This is a genomic window from Acinetobacter sp. YH12135, assembly GCF_013418565.1.
In the GTDB taxonomy this organism is placed as follows: Bacteria; Pseudomonadota; Gammaproteobacteria; order Pseudomonadales; family Moraxellaceae; genus Acinetobacter; species Acinetobacter towneri.
The window spans coordinates 78,832-97,440 of sequence record NZ_VPBU01000002.1 but is presented as its reverse complement, the minus strand read 5'-3'; the positions used below and the strand labels follow the sequence as shown (position 1 = coordinate 97,440).

Here is an 18,609-nt window from a genome sequence, read left to right as displayed (position 1 = left end):
ATGGCTCACTTTTTTATTCATCGCCCCATTTTTGCATGGGTGATTTCATTGGTAATCATGTTGGCGGGGATTATTACCCTCACCAATATGCCAATTGCCCAATATCCGACCATTGCACCGCCAACGGTCACCATTGCTGCAACCTATCCGGGTGCATCTGCTGAAACTGTGGAAAACACAGTAACGCAAATTATTGAACAACAAATGAACGGCTTGGATGGTCTGCGCTATATTTCATCCAACAGTGCGGGGAACGGTTCTGCATCCATTACGTTAAACTTTGAACAAGGTATCGACCCAGATATTGCACAGGTTCAAGTACAGAACAAATTGCAATCTGCTACGGCGCTCTTGCCTGATGATGTGCAACGTCAAGGCGTGAAAGTGACCAAATCAGGAGCGAGCTTCTTACAGGTTCTCGCTTTTTATTCACCTGATGAAAGCCTGTCTGCCGATGATATTAAAGACTATGTTAACTCTAACATTTCTGAACCGCTGAGCCGTGTTGCAGGTGTGGGTGAAGTACAAGTCTTTGGTGGCTCATACGCGATGCGTATTTGGATGGACCCTGCCAAAATGGCGAGCTTGCAAGTCACACCAAGTGATATTGCTCAAGCGATTCGTACCCAAAACGCACAGGTTGCGGTAGGTCAATTGGGCGGCGCACCTGCAATTCAAGGTCAGGCTTTGAATGCTACAGTAACTGCGCAAAGCTTGCTGCAAACACCTGAACAATTCAGCAATATTTTTCTAAAAAATACCGCTTCAGGCGCTCAAGTGCGCTTGGGTGATGTGGCACGAATTGAACTTGGTGCAGACAACTATCAGTTTATTTCTAAATACAACGGCAAGCCTGCGGGCGGTGTCGCAATTAAATTATCTACAGGTGCTAACGCCCTAGATACTGCTGCTGCTGTGGAAGAACGCCTCAAGCAATTACGTCCTAACTACCCTGCGGGTTTAAAGGATGAGTTGGCTTTTGATACCACGCCATTTATTGAACTTTCGATTAAGAGTGTTGTTAAAACCTTAATTGAAGCGATCATTTTGGTCTTTATTGTGATGTTCCTGTTCTTGCAGAACTGGCGCGCCACAATTATTCCAACTATGGCCGTACCTGTGGTGGTACTGGGTACCTTTGCCGTGATCAACATGTTTGGCTTCTCGATTAACACCCTGACCATGTTTGCCATGGTACTGGCGATTGGTCTATTGGTCGATGACGCAATTGTCGTGGTGGAAAACGTAGAACGTGTCATGGTCGAAGAACATCTTGACCCTGTGGCGGCGACTGAAAAGTCGATGAAACAGATTTCAGGCGCACTGATCGGGATTACCTCGGTATTGTCTGCGGTATTCGTACCTATGGCATTCTTTGGTGGGACTACAGGCGTTATTTATCGTCAATTCTCAATTACGCTTGTGACTGCAATGGTGTTGTCACTGGTCGTAGCGTTGACCTTTACCCCTGCCCTATGTGCCACGATTCTTAAACAACACGATCCAAACAAGCCTGAAAGCAACGGTATTTTTGCGCGTTTCTTCCGCTGGTTTAACCGCAGTTTCGATAAGCTCTCGGTTAAATATCAAGGTGGTGTTAACCGCATGACGCATCATAAAATCTTCTCGGGGGTTTTATATGCAGTGGTACTGGGCATTATTGTGCTAGTGTTCCAAAAACTACCATCATCATTCTTGCCTGATGAAGATCAGGGCGTGGTGATGACATTGGTACAACTCCCACCAAATGCAACTTTGGAACGTACTGACGCCACCATGACCAGCATGACCAACTTTTTCAGAGAAAATGAAAAAGAGCATGTGCAGTCGGTATTTAGTGTTTCAGGCTTCTCTTTCTCAGGCGTTGGTCAAAACGCAGGTATGGCGTTCATTAAGTTAAAAGACTGGAGTGAGCGTACAAGCCCTGAATCTCAAGTTGGTGCAATTATCCAGCGTGGTATGGCACTGAACATGATTGTGAAAGATGCCACTTACATCATGCCATTACAGCTTCCTGCGATGCCAGAATTAGGTGTCAGCTCAGGCTTTAACTTGCAACTGAAAGATGCTGCGGGCAATGGTCATGAAAAACTCACCATGGCACGTAATATTGTGTTGGGTGAAGCATCTAAAGACCCTCGCTTAATGGGCGTACGTCCAAATGGTCAAGAAGATACACCACAGTACCGTATTATTATTGACCAAGCGCAAGCAGGTGCGGCAGGTGTCAGCATTGCTGAAATCAACAGCACCATGGGCATGGCTTGGGGTGGTTCGTACATCAATGACTTTATTGACCGTGGTCGCGTGAAAAAAGTCTATGTGCAAGCCGAATCTGATTCACGCATGATGCCTGAAGACCTGAACAAGTGGTATGTCCGCAACAACCGTGGTGAAATGGTGCCATTCTCTGCCTTTGCAACAGGTGAATGGACTTATGGTTCACCTCGTTTGGAACGCTATAACGGCGTATCTGCCAAGAACATTCAGGGTGCACCTGCGCCAGGTGTCAGCTCTGGTGAAGCCATGCAAGCGATGGAAGAAATTGTCGCAAAACTTCCATCTATGGGCTTAAACGGCTTTGACTATGAATGGACAGGCCTATCGCTAGAAGAACGTGAATCGGGCGACCAAGCACCGTTCTTGTATGCGTTGTCTTTACTGATTGTATTCCTGTGTTTGGCAGCCTTGTATGAAAGCTGGTCTATTCCATTCTCGGTGCTGTTGGTGGTACCGTTGGGTATTGTCGGAGCATTATTGCTCACCTTCGGGGGCATGATCTTGTTCAAAAACCCGAACCTATCCAACAACATTTACTTCCAAGTGGCAATTATTGCCGTGATTGGTTTATCAGCCAAAAACGCGATTTTGATTGTGGAATTTGCCAAAGAGCTACAAGAAAAAGGTGAAGACCTGTTTGAAGCGACCTTGCATGCTGCAAAAATGCGTTTACGCCCAATCATTATGACCACTTTGGCCTTTGGTTTTGGTGTATTGCCGCTTGCACTTTCATCAGGTGCGGGTGCAGGTAGCCAACACTCAGTAGGTTATGGTGTGTTAGGTGGTGTGATTAGCTCAACCTTGTTAGGGATCTTCTTTATTCCTGTATTCTATGTCTGGATTAGAAGTATCTTTAAATACAAACCAAAACAACAAAATAATCAGGAGCATGTATCGTGATGCAAAACTTATGGTCGCATACAGGCCGTGGTATTGCGGTTTCTGCCCTCGCGCTTGCTTTGACAGCTTGTCAAAGTATGCGTGGGCCAGAGCCCGTCGCTCAGGCAAGTATTCCAAGCAGCTATACTGCTGCTGCATCGGGTACTTCAGTGGCTGAACAAGGTTATAAAGATTTCTTTGCCGATCAACGCTTATTACAAGTTTTGGATATGGCATTGAACAATAACCGTGATTTACGCACAGCGACGCTGAATATCCAACGTGCCCAACAAGCCTATCAAATTACCGAAAACAACCAGTTACCTACCATTGGTGCTAGCGGTGGCGTACTGCGTCAAGACCAAGGTACTGCTTTAGGCACACACACACGCTATAACGTTGGTTTAGGTGTAACTGCCTACGAACTAGATTTTTGGGGTCGTGTACGCAGCTTAAAAGACAATGCATTAGATAACTTCTTGGCAACTCAAAGCTCGCGTGATGCCACACAAATTGCCTTGATTGGTCAGGTGGCGCAAGCATGGCTCAACTATTCTTTTGCCAATGCCAATTTAAAACTGGCAGACCAAACCTTAAAAACACAGCTTGAGTCTTATAACCTCAACAAAAAGCGTTTTGATGTCGGCATTGATAGTGAATTACCTGTCCGTCAGGCACAAATTTCAGTTGAAACTGCACGTAATGATGTCGCCAACTACAAAACCCAAGTCGCGCAAGCACAAAACTTGCTGAACTTGTTGGTGGGCGAACAAGTTCCAAGTGCGTTATTGCCAACGCAGCGTGTGACGCACATTACCAAAACTACCGCAATTGGCGCTGGCTTACCAAGTGACTTGCTGAATAACCGTCCTGATATTCGTACTGCAGAGTATCGACTATCGGCTGCGGGTGCCAATATTGGTGCAGCAAAAGCACGTTTATTCCCAAGCATTAGCCTCACGGGCAATGCAGGCTATGCATCAACTGACTTGAGTGATTTGTTTAAATCAGGCAGTTTTGTTTGGGCAGTGGGCCCGAGCATCGACTTGCCAATTTTTGATTGGGACACACGCCAAGCCAACATCAAAATTTCAGAAACGGATCAACAAATTGCTTTGGCTGACTATGAAAAATCAATTCAGTCTGCATTCCGTGAAGTGAATGATGCTTTGGCAGTTCGTCAAAATATTGGTGATCGTTTAGCGGCACAAAAACGCTTGGTTGATGCGACCAATACCACTTATAAATTATCTAATGCACGCTTCCGCGCAGGCATTGACAACTATTTAACCGTGTTGGATGCACAGCGTACGTCTTATGCAGCAGAACAAGGTTTATTGTTGTTGGAACAAGCCAATTTGAACAATCAGGTGGAGTTGTATAAATCTTTGGGTGGCGGTGTGAAAGCCAACACTTCAGATGCCACATCACAACCTGCATCATCGGCAGAACGTAAAGTGCAATAAGTCTTTGCGTCTACCTTAAATTTACTGCTTAACAGCTCAGATATAAAGACTAAATCAGCTCACTTCGGTGGGCTTTTTTATTGCTTTTTGCAAGCACATTTCATATCTTCAATACGTCTTGTTTTTAAATATTAGAATCTTATGTTGCTTAGTAATCTTGAATCTGTACCAGGTCATCGTATTTCACGGCAAATTGATGTGGTCTATGGCAGCACCGTACGCAGTAAGCATGTGGGGCGTGACTTCTTGGCAGGACTCAAAAATATTGTCGGTGGTGAATTAACGGCTTATACCGAATTACTAGAAGAATCACGCCAAGAAGCGATGGATCGTATGATTGCTAAAGCACGTGGTTTAGGTGCCAATGCTATTGTTGGGATTCGCTTTTCTACTTCAAATATCGCTCAAGGTGCTTCGGAATTGTTTGTTTATGGTACAGCAGTGGTGGTCGAGGCAGATATTCCTAAACTTCCAGACCCATTTCCAGCATCACACTAAAGCAAAGATTATTGAACAGGAATAACATCACATGGATAATTTAATTCTGCAAATTGTTGTCTTTGCGATTTTATTTGCCGTAGGCTTTGGTTTTGGGCGACACAACGAACGCAAACATTTCAAATATTTAGCCGAGCAAGAACTGCGTTTAAGTTATATTCAGCTTGATAATAACCGCTTCCAGACCAGTCCCAATTTTGGGCAATTGATACACAGCAATGTGGTCATTTCTCATGATTATTTTAAGTTTGTGATTGCCAATATTCAGAACTTCTTTGGCGGGCGCTTGACCAGTTATGAAAGTATTGTCGAGCGGGCGCGTCGTGAAGCCATCGTCCGTTTAAAATTAGAAGCTGAAAAAATGGGCGCAAATCATATTATGGGGCTGCGTTTAAGCACCACAGAATTGGGGATGCAAGGCGGCATGGTCGAAGTCTTTGCTTATGGAACGGCGGTTCAAAATAGCGTTAGTCAATTCTCTGCAAAACGCTGAGTACATCTTTCAGCGTTTGTAAAGAATTTAGTATAAATACTGATCTCGATAAGGCTGAGGAATTTGATATTGCCGACCATCAAATTTTAAAGTGAAACGCTGTTGAGTAGACACTCGTTTAGTTTCTTTGCAATTTTCTAAATCGCCCGACATTTCATAATGTTGAATACGATCACGTAATTGCATATCAAAATATTGTCGAGTTGTATTTCGCAAGATCATTAAAATAGCTTTGCTTTCTATTACTTTGGCATTACAACGTGTATCGGTTTCTGCCTGATAGCGCGCTACGATTAAGCCGTTTAAAATTTTCTTGTTATGTTGTAAATCATATAAATCGAGTACTTGCGCCGAAAAAGGATTGGCACTTGAACGTCCTGCATAATTCCTTCTTAAACCAATTGCCCTTAAGCTTTCAGAAACTTGATACGGCGCCAAATCTAAATGGATAGAACGCAGTTCAATTGCATCTGAAGGCAAAAGCTCTTTCACGTGATAGATTGAATGAAGCTTTTGCGTTTTACTATTTACGGTTAAAAAAGTCAGCTGATAATCATCTACAGGTTGATCATCTTTTGTCTGAGTTTCAGCATAAGCAATTAAAGTTTGTTCAGTAACATTGGGGAAATCTGCACAAGCCAAAAAGTCCTCATTCACTGTGGTTGTATTTGTGTGCTGTCGTAAAATCTTTTCAATATATTCAGGTTGTTTACACAACGAATCATCGTTTGTTTGTAATTTGGCAAATGTCGTTTGAGTCATCCCTAAGAAAGCGAAAAGCCACGCGCTGATAAAAAAAAACCTTTCATTATTAAACGCATGGCTCATCCTTCTTTTTGTTTTTATTATTTTATTTTGAAGTCACTTTGATTAAAAATTACTTCACTTTGGTTTTACGAATCATTTTATATAAAGTACTTGGCGATAAACGCGACACCAACACGCCCAGTTTTTCTTTAGCGCCCCCGACCACGATATATTCATCGCCTGCCATGAGTGCTTTAACTGTATTTTTAGCAAAAACATCGGCATCTAAACCATTTTCAATGGCTTCATCTTGATGTCCTTGTGGTTTGCCTTCACCATTCAACGCATTAAAAGACACATTGGTATTCACAAATCCTGGGAAAACAACTGAAACCTGTACGCCCTGCTCCGCTACTTCGGCACGCAAACTATTCGCCCACATGTGAATGGCACTTTTCGCTGCAGAATATGACGCGCGATATTGCGTACCCAATAATGCTGCAACACTAGATACAAAAATAATGCGACCATGTTTTTGCTGTAAAAAGGTCGGCAAGACAGTTTTGGTCAGAAAGACCTGAGAAAAATAATCCACTTCCATAATGGTGCGTTCAGTCTGCATGGTCGTATCAGCAATTAAAGCGCGCTGACTTAAACCTGCATTATTAATTAGCCAGTCAATGCGTCCTTTACGTGCCAAAACTTGTTCATACGCATGTAACACCTGACTTTCATTGGTAATATCTGCACATACAGAAAGATGACGTTCAGGATTCAGCAAACTCACGCGTACTTTTTCAAGTTCTTCATAACGACGTGCGGTTAAAATCACTTGTGCACCTTGTAAAGCACACTCTTTTGCCAATGCCTTACCAATGCCAGAAGATGCACCTGTAATCCACACCACTTTATGTTCCAAGTTTTCTCGTTTTGCCATAACCGTTTGTCCGCGTTATTTAAAAATTTAAGTCATCAAAATTTAAGTCTTAGGTTTTGCAGGATGCTGCAAAAACCCAAGAAAATGGTTTAAATATATCTCTGCACTTTCCAAATCGAATTGCGCACCCATTTTTTCTAGGCGTTTATACCCCAGTTGCGTAGTCAAATGAATCACGCCGTTTAAAGTTTTATCGACCACCAAATTAAATTTCAGCATTTTTTTCGGATCACGAATTAAATAACCCACGCCCTGATCAATAATTTGAGTAAACCCTTTAAATGCAGGCGCAATACATGCACTGTTGCCCTGCCGAATTTGCTCAATACAACCCAACGTTTCTTTCATAACAATACTATCGACAGGATAAGTCACAAAACCTTGCCCTTCCTGCTGATACATCATGCTTGCCAGATAATTCACCATAGGCGTTAAGCGTTCATTGCCAAAAAACGACACCGACCATGGCATATATTTTTGCATGGTTTGTATGACTTGCTGAATAATTTTTTCAGATTCACCATCCAGTGAATGACTAGAACGTGACAATTCACCAAAAAGTTGCTCAATAATTTCACAAGAAATATCGGTCAGTACCGCCCCCAAAGCTTTAGATAAACTTTCCGATTCACCTGCATTGAGTTGTTGATGAATGTGTTGAAATCTTTGATATGTTTCTGGTTTTAATTTTAAAGATACAGCATAAGTCATAACTGAACTTGCCTATTTTGACCGCATTGATGTGTTTTCATCTATTTTAAAATCCATTGCTTAAACCCAGTTTAAAACAGTGTTACAGGCAACGGAGAACTTGAAGTTTTTATCATACTTGTCGCCCATCATACGATGAGTTTGCCCAACTGCCAATTGCGATAAGTTTGGCTGAGTTGAATCTCGCTTAGCGGGCAATTTTTTTGCTACAATAGTTGCAATTTTTTATTCACTTTTAACCTGTTCTTACTATGACTGATTCAGCGCAAAATATTGCTACAACCTACGATCCTACCGAGATCGAGAAAAAATGGTACAAGACTTGGGAAGAAAACGGCTACTTTAAGCCGTCTGAAAAAGGCGAATCATTCTGTATCATGATTCCGCCGCCAAACGTCACAGGTAGCTTGCACATGGGTCATGGTTTTAACAACGCCATTATGGATGCCCTCACGCGCTTTAACCGTATGTCGGGTAAAAATACCTTATGGCAACCGGGTACAGACCACGCGGGTATTGCCACACAAATGGTAGTAGAGCGTCAATTGGGCGCGCAAAATATCAGCCGCCATGACTTAGGTCGTGAAAAATTCATCGAAAAAGTCTGGGAATGGAAAGAACAATCTGGCGGTAACATTACCCGTCAAATCCGCCGTTTAGGTTCTTCGGTAGATTGGTCACGTGAACGCTTCACTATGGACGAAGGCTTATCGAATGCGGTGAAAGAAGTTTTCGTGAAATTACACGAAGAAGGTTTAATTTACCGCGGCAAACGCCTTGTAAACTGGGATCCAAAATTACAAACTGCCCTTTCTGACTTAGAAGTTGAGTCGGATAAAGAAGAACAAGGTTCATTGTGGCACTTCAAATATTTCTTTGAAGATAAATCACTACGCACTCACGATGGTAAAGATCACATTGTAGTGGCAACCACTCGTCCTGAAACATTGCTGGGTGATACTGCGGTTGCGGTTGCCCTTGATGATGAGCGTTACTCGCACCTTGTTGGTCAAAACATCATCCTCCCAATTACAGGTCGTGCCGTTCCAATCGTAAAAGATGAGTATGTCGATAAAGAATTCGGTACAGGTTGTGTAAAAATTACCCCTGCACACGACTTCAATGACTATGAAGTGGGTAAACGCTGCGAATTGCCAATCATCAATATCTTCAACAAAAATGCTGAAGTATTGGCTGAGTTTGAATATATTGCGAAAGCAGGCGAACAAATTTCTAAAACCATTCCTGCACCTGCAGACTACATTGGTTTAGAGCGTTTTGAAGCACGTAAAAAATTAGTTGAACAAGCGGAAAGCGAAGGTTGGTTAGATCAAATCCAACCGTACACCTTGAAACCACCTCGCGGTGACCGTTCGGGCGTAATTGTTGAGCCATTATTGACTGACCAATGGTATGTGAAAATTGCACCGTTAGCGCAACCTGCAATTGAAGCGGTGCAAGATGGTCGCATCAAGTTCGTGCCTGAGCAATACAGCAATATGTATATGGCGTGGATGAACAACATTCAAGACTGGTGTATCTCGCGTCAATTGTGGTGGGGTCACCGTATTCCTGCTTGGTACGATGCTGAAGGCAATGTTTATGTAGGTCGTAACGAAGAAGAAGTTCGTACGAAAAATAATATCCCTGCCGATGTTCAATTAAACCAAGACGAAGACGTACTGGATACATGGTTCTCCTCTGCACTTTGGACATTCTCGACCTTAGGTTGGACGGGTGATGCCAAGAAAGATGCAGAAAACTACTTCTTAAATACCTTCCACTCCACTGATGTATTGGTGACAGGTTTTGACATCATCTTCTTCTGGGTGGCGCGTATGATCATGATGACCATGCACTTCATGAAGAATGAAGATGGCACGCCACAAGTACCGTTCAAAACAGTTTACGTTCACGGTTTGGTACGTGACAGCGAAGGTCAAAAAATGTCGAAGTCTAAGGGCAACGTGCTTGACCCATTAGACTTGATTGACGGTGTAGATCTTGAAACTTTAGTACAGAAACGTACGACGGGTTTGATGAACCCGAAACAAGCAGCGAAAATTGAAAAATCGACCCGCAAAGAATTCCCAGAAGGGATTCAGGCTTATGGCACAGACGCGGTTCGTTTTACCTTCTGCGCATTGGCAAATACAGGTCGTGACATCAAGTTTGATATGAAACGTGTGGAAGGTTATCGTAACTTTGCCAACAAAATTTGGAATGCTACCCGTTTTGTATTGATGAATGTTGAAGGTCAAACGGTTGGTCAAGAGGCACGTCAAGACCTTTGGGAATTGCCTGAACAGTGGATTGTGAGCCGTTTACAAAAGGCAGAGCAAGCTGTTCATCAAGCGTTTGCAACTTACCGTTTAGACTTGGCTGCGCAAGCGATTTATGACTTTATTTGGAATGAATACTGCGACTGGTATGTAGAGCTAACCAAACCTGTTCTGAATGATGAATCTGTTTCTGAAGAACGCAAAGCAGAAGTTCGTCGTGTATTGCTTGCAGTGATGGAAGCTTCGTTACGTCTTGCTCACCCAATCATGCCGTACTTGACGGAAGAAATTTGGCAAACCCTTGCACCAATGATTGGCTTGGGTGGCGAAACCATTATGTTGGCAAACTACCCTGTTGCAGATGAAGCCAAAATCAACGAACAAGCCGAAGCAGATATGCAATGGCTACAAGGTTTGATTGGTGCGGTGCGTAACATTCGTGGTGAAATGGGTCTAGGTAATGCACGTTTATTGCCTGTACTTTTACAGAACACGACTGAAGCAGAAAAAGCACAAATTTCTCGTATTGAGCCGTTGTTTAAAGCATTGGCAAAAGTTGAGAACATTACCTTCTTGGCGGATGGTGAACAACCACCATTGTCTTCTTCTTCTGTAGTCGGCCATGTGTCTGTATTTGTTCCAATGAAGGGTTTAATTGACCCGAAAGCGGAATTGGGGCGCCTACAAAAAGACTTAGACAAGGTTCAAAAGCAGCATGACCAAATTGCCACTAAACTTAGCAATGAAGGTTTTGTAGCTAAAGCCCCTGCGGCTGTGGTTGAAGGCGAGAAAGTGAAACTTGCTGAATTTGCAGATCAGTTAGCGAAAATTAAAGCGAATATGGAGCAGATTGCGGCGCTTTAATGTGTTGTTAGTTTGATCTAAAATCCCCTCAATTGAGGGGATTTTTATTTAGTCATCTTCCCAATCAAACTCATCATCCCAATTGATATGAGAAGAATCATATAAATAACGAGTAAAATTAAATTCATCCAAGTTTGCATAAAATTGAATTAGCTTGTTCACTTCTTGATTAACTATATTTTCTTGCTCTAATTTTAATTTAGGTAAATGTATATCATGGCGACCACTTTCAGCTGCGAAAATATTACCTTGATCATATATTGCTTCTGTCTTGTAATTACCTTTTGCTAAATCATAACCAAGATACTGAGCAAATTTTTGCCATTTCCATGCTTCAATCAAATTATTCTCTTTTAATTCTTTGATTTCATCAAAGCTATCACAGACGATTCGATCGAATATTTCTCTCAGGCATCCTTCATCACCACGTTTTGCTAATGCCAATTCTATATCTGATGGATAAGTTGAATAACTATAGTTCTCTATATCTTCATCAACGTCTTCATAATCATCATTATCTCTAAATTGGTAAAGTTCTAGCTGAGCAGGAAAACTTCCTAAATCAGCAGCTATTTTCAAATACTTTACATAGTTCTCTTTATATTCATCATTCTGTTCTTTTTCTTGAATAAAATAATCTAAGTCTGGCTTCCAAGTTGGACTAATTTCTTGACCTTGCAAATATCTATGATACAGATAGTTCATATCTTTATTTTGTTCATCAAAATCATTTTCACAATCACTATAAAATTGTGCAATCAAATATGGATAAATCGAATATTCAGGAAACTCTATAAAAGTTTTTTTTAGGCGGGTTAGTACATTCTTTCGTATTGATTCATCATCTAGGGCTTCTCGAACAAGCTTACTAATTTCTTCAGCTGTTAAATATAAAAAATGATAATCTGAAATATATTTTTGAAACACTGGGGCTACAGTAAGTGATATATTTAATTCCCCACAACGTTCTACAAACAACTCTGCATTCAATTGATCATCTATTGAATCTATATAAATTGGGTAAGAACTTAGTTTTAAACTATTAAATTTTTTAAAACCAAAAAGTGCTGCAACTATTTCATTTATATGAGAACGTTTAATCTCTATATTATGAGATTTAATAGCTTGTTGGATTTCAAAAGCTAATGTGCTAATAGTAGACATGTTTATCCTTAAAATTGTTTCTTAGAATCAAAATTGGACACACGTTTAAACTTTTGAATCTAATAACGAAACAAAATAAAGAAAACATTTAAGAAGATTTGGTTACTCAATATAAGAATTGATTTGTCTTTTTTTACTCGTGTGTAAGTAAGGTGGACACCTATACTTCATAATAACAATCAAAAGATAAAAATCAAGTCTTTTATAACTTCCCAATTTTGCTTATTCCCAACTCAATGACCAAGCCAATTTCATGACAGTAAAAATCTACAATATACGGTTCAATGACCTGCTGACGTCTAAATTTAAGCTCCATAAAGCGTTTGGCACGAAGTCGCTGCTACAGCAAATTTTCAGCATCCCTAGCAACATGACGCATAGCTTTGGCAAATTGTAAGAGTTGCGGATTCATCTTCTTATTCATTATTTTTGTATTTATAGTTTTTAGGCAATATAACAAATTTCTATGTTTCTAAACCACTAAAATAATTGCAGTTCTTTACTCAAAACCACTATTTTACCCACTCAATTTAAGCATAGTATCAAGCATCAAAATAACAAAATAGACAATCTATGGATTGGTTCACCATCTTCATTCACGACACCACATGGACATTTGTTGCAGAATTAATGATTCGTGCTGCACTCATGTTTGGCATGATTATTCTATTTTTACGCCTCACAGGAAAACGCGGAGTACGCCAGCTTTCTATTTTTGAATTGGCCATTATTTTATCGCTCGGTTCTATTGCGGGCGACCCTATGTTCACTGAAGATTTACCCTTGGTACATGCCTTGGTGGTGATGACAGTGGTGATTGGGATGTATCGCCTGACCACATGGCTCATGATGAAATACCAACCCTTTGAAGATTTGATTGAAGGTAAATCGCTATATATTGTAGAAGATGGTGAATTGGTCTTAGAAAAAATTAAGTACGGTAAAATGTCGCATGATGAATTCTTTGCCGAAATGCGCCAACAAGGCGTGGAGCATTTAGGGCAAGTACGTGTTGGCTTACTAGAAAGTGATGGAAAATTCAGCATGTTGTTTTTTCATGGCGGTGCCACACGCTATGGTTTACCCTTATTCCCTAAAGCTTACCAACCCGTGAACCGCACAACTCCAAACACGTATTATGCCTGCATGTATTGTGGGCATGTCCGTTTACTTGAACACGCCAATGAAGTCTGTCCGCGTTGTAATCACCAACAATGGACACTGGCAATCAATACTGCATATCGCAGCTAGAATATGTTGATTTTAGCTGCAACACACCTCTATGCGACTTAAATTGTCGCAGGATTGTCATAATTTAACGTTATACTGCCTGCGCTGCCGAAGAGAAGCACTGAAAGCGCAAATAATAATTTTTGAAAATACAAAAACGAGGTCGGTATTGGCTTTAATGTGGATACCTTTTATACTCCAGCGACTCTTTAAAGGTCGCTTTTATTTTTTCCACGCAATGACTTTTTAACGTGGTTTAGGTCTGTCATCCTGTCTTGATGATCTACCTTGTTATTCAAGTGCTGATGATTGAACGCTTTTCGCAAGCTTTGCCCATTTCCAGATCAGTACAAAGCATAGAATCGCAACAATACAAATCAACAGTAAATAATTCGCGTAGCCTAAAGCATCGCCTAAGATTCCACTCAGGGTATAAAGTACCCCGCTCACAGTCGCCATAATCGCAACCTGAAATGTAAAATCAGTCCCTGCATATTGTTTACGACTGTACTGCATAATCAAGGTTAGCATCACTACAAGTAACATGGCAGAGCAAAAATCTTCCGCAGCATTAATGCTATAAATCAGCCAGTGTGCCACATCAACTTGCTGTTCATACAATTCAGCCAAATAAGCATAGGCCACTAAACTCAAAATTTTAAGCACAGAAAAAATGATGAGGGCATGCGCTCTAGACCACCATTTCAGCATCAACCCTGCGATGCCTGCACCCAACAAAGCGGCCATTGCTCCCAACATGGTCACATAAATGCCAATTTGAGAAAAGCTTAAGCCTAAATCTACCATTAAAGGTTTTAATAAAGGGCCAGCCAAACCATCGGCAATTTTAAAGCTGAGTAACACCCATAGCCATGCGTACAGTACAGGCGTTTCCACAAAATAGCGCAGATATTCACGAATCGCAGCAAGACGTGCGTGAAATGACATTTTACTTTGAGCTTGAACAAGCACTTGTTTAGCAGCATGTTGTGGCTCTTTAAACATTAAAATTGGCAAGGTATTTAAAAACACCAATCCCGCTAAAATTAAGAAAGTTTTTTGCCAATCTAGCCAATCCAATGCCCACAGAATTGCACCACCACCCACAATAAAGCCCAGTCGTGAACCAACCACCTGAAAGGTATTACCCCAATGTTGCTGTTTGGCTTGTAAAATATTGACCGCCAAACCATCGGTGGCAATATCTTGGGTTGCACCGACCAAGTTCATACCGAGCAAAGCCACAAAAAACACCCACAAATATATAGGATGATTTAAGGACTCAATCGGTAAAAAGGACAGCCCAATCAGCACCAAAACACTCAGCCACTGGCACGGCAAAATCCAGCTACGATAATGCCCAAAATATGAATGTCCAAAGCGATCCACCAAAGGTGCCCAAAACACTTTGATTGACCATGGCAGCATTAACAAACCGAAACCGCCAATATGTGCCAAAGACACACCTTGCGCACGTAAAATCACAGGCAAGGCATGGGTCATAAAACCAACAGGCAAGCCCTGCGCCCAATACAGAGAAAATAACAACAAATAAGTTTGGCGCAAATTGGGCATAGCATCTCAATTTAGATATGGGCAAAAGATCAAAAAAACGCAGTACTACACTAAAATTTTGAATAATGGATTGTTATTTTTCATCACTTTCACATTCAGATTTCGACTATTTTGCCAATGAATCAGACAAAGCGAAAGTCTAATATCTTGAATAGATTTAGATTCATGCGTCATGATATTGGGTATTTATTGTTGTTAATCACGCACGTCAGGATGACATCGCATTCATGAAAATCACCAATCCTTTTGCACGCAGTGCACGGCAATTTCCACAGTTACCCGACCAAGTTCCACAACGTGGAACAGCCAGCAGTCGTGCTTTATTTAAAAATATTTTTTTGGCGCAAGGCTGGCAAATGGTGGGCGAATTTCCCAACTTGCCCAAAGCAGTTGCTATTATCTCACCGCATACGTCAAATATTGATGCGTGGCATGGTTTTACCGCCCTACTCGGTTTAGGTATTCAAATTACTATTTTTGGTAAGCACACTTTATTTGAAACCCCACTCAAGCCACTTTTAAACTGGATTGGGGTAATTCCTGTGGTGCGCCATTCTCCTCAAGGACATACCCAAGATATTATTGAGATTGTACGAAAAAAAGAAAAAATCTGGATTGGTATGGCGCCCGAAGGCACACGTAAACAAGCCGAAAATATCCGCAGTGGCTTTTACCATATTGCCTACGGCGCCAATATCCCAATTGTGATGTTCTCTTTTGATTATGCACACAAAACCATTCATATTTTGGGCGTGTTTCATCCTACGGGCGATTATGCTCAAGATTTAGATGCAATTTATACGCAATATCACGGCAAGTTTTCGGCTAAAAATCCACATTGGTTGGCAAAACCGTTACAAAAGCTTTTGAAAAAGGGCTAGTCAAAGTTTCTATTTTTTGTTCAGATGGGCGCAATATTCTTTGATCTAAATTTAGATTTGATATGCAACTGATTCGTTATTCTTTAGTGGGCGTACTAGCTCTAACTTTGGCTGGCTGCGACAAAACAACAAAAACACCGCCAAGCACCACACCTATCCAAGCACGTGAACCTGTAATTGCACTGGCGCTGGGTGGCGGTGGTGCTAAAGGTTTTGCACATATTGGCGTCATTAAAGTTTTAGAGTCTCACGGGATTAAACCAAAAATTGTCACAGGCACCAGTGCAGGCAGCTTTGTCGGCAGTTTATACGCCAGTGGTAAAAGTCCTTATCAGCTCCAACATATTGCCCTAACCTTTAAAGAATCCGACATTCGTGATTTAACCTTAAACCGTCAGGGTTTTATTGCAGGTCAAAAGTTACAAGACTTTGTCAATCAACACGTAGCCAATAAACCGATTGAAAAATTTCCAATTCGTTTTGCTGCCGTTGCCACACGTTTAGATAATGGACGTAAAGCCGACTTTATTAAAGGCAATGCTGGTCAAGCCGTACGTGCCTCTTGCAGTATTCCGAATGTTTTTGTACCTGCCACCATTGGCGGAACACAATATGTGGATGGCGGCTTGGTCAGCCCAATTCCCGTACAGACGGCTAAAGCGATGGGTGCCGACTTAGTCATTGCAGTGGATATTTCTGCACGTCCGACAGGCAATCAACCTGTCAGCATGTGGGGCTTACTCGATCAAACCCTCAATATTATGGGGCAGCAAAGCATCAATCAGGAATTGGCGCAGGCCAATATCGTGATTCAACCTAAAGTTGGACATATTGGTACTCTAGATTTAAAAGCCAGTAACCAAACCATTTTAGAAGGTGAAAAAGCCGCACAATTACAGGTCAAAGCAATTCTGCAAGCCATCAATAACTTTAAAAAATCACCTGCCGCGCTGAAACCTGCACCGCGTCCGAAATTTTAGGATTCAGTGATTTTTTTAATATTCATAAACTTATTGATCTGTTAAAGTGATGAGAGCGCATCTTTTTAAGTCGATGCGTTTCTCTAAGCAATTAGAATTAACCAATCGTAAAAAATACGCGAGTAGATGTATGGAATTCGTTCTTGAACCTTGGCACTGGTTTGTACTAGGCGTTCTGTTAATGCTTTCAGAACTGGTCTTGCCTGCGTTTGCCGCTTTATGGTTTGGCATTGGGGCAGTCATGGTCGGTATTTTATACTGGATGTTCCCCATGATGGGTACCACTACCCAATTGGTGATGTGGATTATCTTGTCGGTACTGTGTACCTTGGCGTGGTTTAAATTTATCAAACCCTTATCTACCGATAAAACCAAAGCAGGCTTGTCACGCGAAGCCACTATTGGACAAATTGGCATGGTCATTCAAACCAACTTAGAACATGATCAAATTAAAGTCCGTTTCCCGATGCCCGTACTTGGTTCAGACGAATGGAACTGCCGCACCGCAAGCCCTGTGCAAGTGGGAGATCGTATTCGCGTGATTGATATTTTGGGTAATGATTTGGTGGTGCAGCCGCATCACAGCACACATGACAACGAAAAAGTGAGAAATTAAAATGTCTGGTGGATCTATTATTGTTTTAGCGATTTTAGCCTTTGTTGGAATTACCATTTTTAAAGGCGTGCGAATTGTTCCGCAAGGTTATAAGTGGATTGTGCAACGTCTGGGTAAATACCACACCACACTTGCACCGGGACTTAACTTCGTCATTCCTTATGTCGATGAAGTGGCCTATAAAGTCACCACCAAAGATATTGTATTAGATATTCCATCTCAGGAAGTCATTACCCGTGACAACGCAGTTCTGCTCATGAATGCGGTAGCGTACATTAATCTCACGACTCCTGAAAAAGCAGTGTATGGCATTGAAAACTATACTTGGGCGATTCAAAACCTTGTTCAAACCTCATTGCGTTCTATTGTGGGTGAAATGGATTTGGATGATGCCTTGTCTTCGCGCGATCACATCAAAGCCAAACTCAAAGCAGCCATTTCTGATGATATTTCAGACTGGGGAATTACCCTTAAAACTGTAGAAATTCAGGATATTAAACCATCGCATACCATGCAGGCAGCTATGGAAGAACAAGCTGCAGCAGAACGTCAGCGTCGTGCTACCGTAACCAAAGCCGATGGTGAAAAACAAGCGGCTATTTTAGAAGCCGATGGTCGTTTGGAAGCTTCACGTCGTGATGCAGAAGCGCAAGTTGTATTGGCAGAATCTTCTCAACGTGCCATTGAAATGGTCAGCTCTGCGGTAGGTGATAAAGAAATTCCTGTGGCGTACTTATTGGGTGAGCAATATGTAAAAGCCATGCAAGATATGGCGAAATCCAACAATGCCAAAACTGTGGTCTTACCTGCAGATGTCCTGAATACCATTCGTGGTGTTATGGGTCGCAATAATCCATAAGCAAATCAGATAAACATCAAGATGATAGGCAGCTTTCAAGCTGCCTATTTTATGCCCATTCAGAAAAAAATCTGAAATATTTTTTAATGTATGGTTAAATTTCGCGTTTCTTGATGAAATCAGCACCGCAGATGAGATGTCTGCACT

Annotated in this window: 15 protein-coding genes and 1 pseudogene; 10 read left to right on the top strand and 6 right to left on the bottom strand. The window is 41.5% G+C overall.

All coding sequences use genetic code 11. From position 1 onward, the window contains the following. The 4 genes from FTU70_RS02155 to FTU70_RS02140 all read left to right on the top strand — a co-directional run bounded on the left by FTU70_RS02155 (position 1) and on the right by FTU70_RS02140 (position 5,616). On the top strand, positions 1 to 3,180 hold the full coding sequence (locus FTU70_RS02155; protein WP_004972283.1) for an efflux RND transporter permease subunit: 3,180 nt from the start codon (positions 1 to 3) through the stop codon (positions 3,178 to 3,180). Beyond that, positions 3,180 to 4,625, top strand: a complete 1,446-nt coding sequence (gene adeK, locus FTU70_RS02150) for a multidrug efflux RND transporter AdeIJK outer membrane channel subunit AdeK (protein WP_180059978.1) — start codon at positions 3,180 to 3,182, stop codon at positions 4,623 to 4,625. The genes FTU70_RS02155 and adeK overlap by 1 nt, the downstream gene beginning before the upstream one ends. Positions 4,626 to 4,766: 141 nt before the next feature. Next, positions 4,767 to 5,123, top strand: coding sequence for a YbjQ family protein (locus FTU70_RS02145; protein ID WP_004972285.1), 357 nt, complete (start codon positions 4,767 to 4,769; stop codon positions 5,121 to 5,123). A 31-nt stretch (positions 5,124 to 5,154) separates the two neighbouring features. Further along, positions 5,155 to 5,616, top strand: a complete 462-nt coding sequence (locus FTU70_RS02140) for a YbjQ family protein (RefSeq protein WP_131260693.1) — start codon at positions 5,155 to 5,157, stop codon at positions 5,614 to 5,616. Between the two features lie 27 nt (positions 5,617 to 5,643). On the opposite strand, the gene FTU70_RS02135 is transcribed toward FTU70_RS02140, so the two are convergent. The 3 genes from FTU70_RS02135 to FTU70_RS02125 all read right to left on the bottom strand — a co-directional run bounded on the left by FTU70_RS02135 (position 5,644) and on the right by FTU70_RS02125 (position 8,011). Then, on the bottom strand, positions 5,644 to 6,378 hold the full coding sequence (locus FTU70_RS02135) for a hypothetical protein (RefSeq protein WP_096902728.1): 735 nt from the start codon (positions 6,376 to 6,378) through the stop codon (positions 5,644 to 5,646). A 115-nt stretch (positions 6,379 to 6,493) separates the two neighbouring features. Further along, positions 6,494 to 7,300, bottom strand: a complete 807-nt coding sequence (locus tag FTU70_RS02130; RefSeq protein WP_004972288.1) for an SDR family NAD(P)-dependent oxidoreductase — start codon at positions 7,298 to 7,300, stop codon at positions 6,494 to 6,496. A gap of 42 nt (positions 7,301 to 7,342) precedes the next feature. Continuing rightward, entirely contained in the window at positions 7,343 to 8,011 is a 669-nt protein-coding gene (locus FTU70_RS02125) for a hypothetical protein (RefSeq protein ID WP_004972289.1), read from the bottom strand. Between the two features lie 251 nt (positions 8,012 to 8,262). Between FTU70_RS02125 and FTU70_RS02120 the strand changes: the two genes are divergently transcribed. Further along, entirely contained in the window at positions 8,263 to 11,157 is a 2,895-nt protein-coding gene (locus FTU70_RS02120) for a valine--tRNA ligase (RefSeq protein ID WP_180059950.1), read from the top strand. A 48-nt stretch (positions 11,158 to 11,205) separates the two neighbouring features. Here the strand turns inward: FTU70_RS02120 and FTU70_RS14285 are convergent, their stop codons facing one another. Both FTU70_RS14285 and FTU70_RS02110 read right to left on the bottom strand, forming a co-directional pair. After that, positions 11,206 to 12,321 (bottom strand): hypothetical protein, encoded by a 1,116-nt coding sequence (locus FTU70_RS14285; RefSeq protein WP_257222529.1) that lies wholly within the window; start codon positions 12,319 to 12,321, stop codon positions 11,206 to 11,208. Positions 12,322 to 12,532: 211 nt separating this feature from the next. Beyond that, a pseudogene (locus FTU70_RS02110) lies at positions 12,533 to 12,745 on the bottom strand (DUF559 domain-containing protein); the annotation flags it as partial. A 149-nt stretch (positions 12,746 to 12,894) separates the two neighbouring features. Between FTU70_RS02110 and FTU70_RS02105 the strand changes: the two are divergent. Beyond that, complete coding sequence (locus FTU70_RS02105; protein ID WP_131260696.1) at positions 12,895 to 13,572, top strand: YetF domain-containing protein; 678 nt, start codon at positions 12,895 to 12,897, stop codon at positions 13,570 to 13,572. Between the two features lie 270 nt (positions 13,573 to 13,842). Here the strand turns inward: FTU70_RS02105 and FTU70_RS02100 are convergent, their stop codons facing one another. Beyond that, a complete protein-coding gene (locus FTU70_RS02100; RefSeq protein WP_179996290.1) occupies positions 13,843 to 15,126 on the bottom strand; it encodes an MFS transporter in 1,284 nt (427 codons plus the stop codon). A 227-nt stretch (positions 15,127 to 15,353) separates the two neighbouring features. Here FTU70_RS02100 and FTU70_RS02095 point away from each other — a divergent pair, with 227 nt between their 5' ends. The 4 genes from FTU70_RS02095 to FTU70_RS02080 all read left to right on the top strand — a co-directional run bounded on the left by FTU70_RS02095 (position 15,354) and on the right by FTU70_RS02080 (position 18,462). Next, positions 15,354 to 16,007 (top strand): 1-acyl-sn-glycerol-3-phosphate acyltransferase, encoded by a 654-nt coding sequence (locus tag FTU70_RS02095; RefSeq protein WP_004972299.1) that lies wholly within the window; start codon positions 15,354 to 15,356, stop codon positions 16,005 to 16,007. 62 nt (positions 16,008 to 16,069) lie between these two features. Next, positions 16,070 to 16,987, top strand: a complete 918-nt coding sequence (locus FTU70_RS02090) for a patatin-like phospholipase family protein (protein ID WP_096902052.1) — start codon at positions 16,070 to 16,072, stop codon at positions 16,985 to 16,987. A gap of 130 nt (positions 16,988 to 17,117) precedes the next feature. Next, positions 17,118 to 17,603: an NfeD family protein gene (locus FTU70_RS02085; RefSeq protein ID WP_180059948.1), complete on the top strand. Its 486-nt coding sequence runs from the start codon at positions 17,118 to 17,120 to the stop codon at positions 17,601 to 17,603. Between the two features lies 1 nt (position 17,604). Beyond that, a complete protein-coding gene (locus FTU70_RS02080; protein WP_004972306.1) occupies positions 17,605 to 18,462 on the top strand; it encodes an SPFH domain-containing protein in 858 nt (285 codons plus the stop codon). Positions 18,463 to 18,609: the final 147 nt, after the last annotated feature.

Coding starts and splice junctions, on each gene's coding strand:
- FTU70_RS02155 (WP_004972283.1), top strand. CDS start 1: ATGGCTCACTTTTTTATTCATCGCCCCATTTTTGCATGGGTGATTTCA.
- FTU70_RS02140 (WP_131260693.1), top strand. CDS start 5,155: ATGGATAATTTAATTCTGCAAATTGTTGTCTTTGCGATTTTATTTGCC.
- FTU70_RS02085 (WP_180059948.1), top strand. CDS start 17,118: ATGGAATTCGTTCTTGAACCTTGGCACTGGTTTGTACTAGGCGTTCTG.
- FTU70_RS02135 (WP_096902728.1), bottom strand. CDS start 6,378: ATGACTCAAACGACATTTGCCAAATTACAAACAAACGATGATTCGTTG.
- FTU70_RS02090 (WP_096902052.1), top strand. CDS start 16,070: ATGCAACTGATTCGTTATTCTTTAGTGGGCGTACTAGCTCTAACTTTG.
- FTU70_RS02125 (WP_004972289.1), bottom strand. CDS start 8,011: ATGACTTATGCTGTATCTTTAAAATTAAAACCAGAAACATATCAAAGA.
- FTU70_RS02145 (WP_004972285.1), top strand. CDS start 4,767: ATGTTGCTTAGTAATCTTGAATCTGTACCAGGTCATCGTATTTCACGG.
- FTU70_RS02130 (WP_004972288.1), bottom strand. CDS start 7,300: ATGGCAAAACGAGAAAACTTGGAACATAAAGTGGTGTGGATTACAGGT.
- FTU70_RS02095 (WP_004972299.1), top strand. CDS start 15,354: ATGAAAATCACCAATCCTTTTGCACGCAGTGCACGGCAATTTCCACAG.
- FTU70_RS02120 (WP_180059950.1), top strand. CDS start 8,263: ATGACTGATTCAGCGCAAAATATTGCTACAACCTACGATCCTACCGAG.
- FTU70_RS02080 (WP_004972306.1), top strand. CDS start 17,605: ATGTCTGGTGGATCTATTATTGTTTTAGCGATTTTAGCCTTTGTTGGA.
- FTU70_RS02100 (WP_179996290.1), bottom strand. CDS start 15,126: ATGCCCAATTTGCGCCAAACTTATTTGTTGTTATTTTCTCTGTATTGG.
- FTU70_RS02105 (WP_131260696.1), top strand. CDS start 12,895: ATGGATTGGTTCACCATCTTCATTCACGACACCACATGGACATTTGTT.
- adeK (WP_180059978.1), top strand. CDS start 3,180: ATGCAAAACTTATGGTCGCATACAGGCCGTGGTATTGCGGTTTCTGCC.
- FTU70_RS14285 (WP_257222529.1), bottom strand. CDS start 12,321: ATGTCTACTATTAGCACATTAGCTTTTGAAATCCAACAAGCTATTAAA.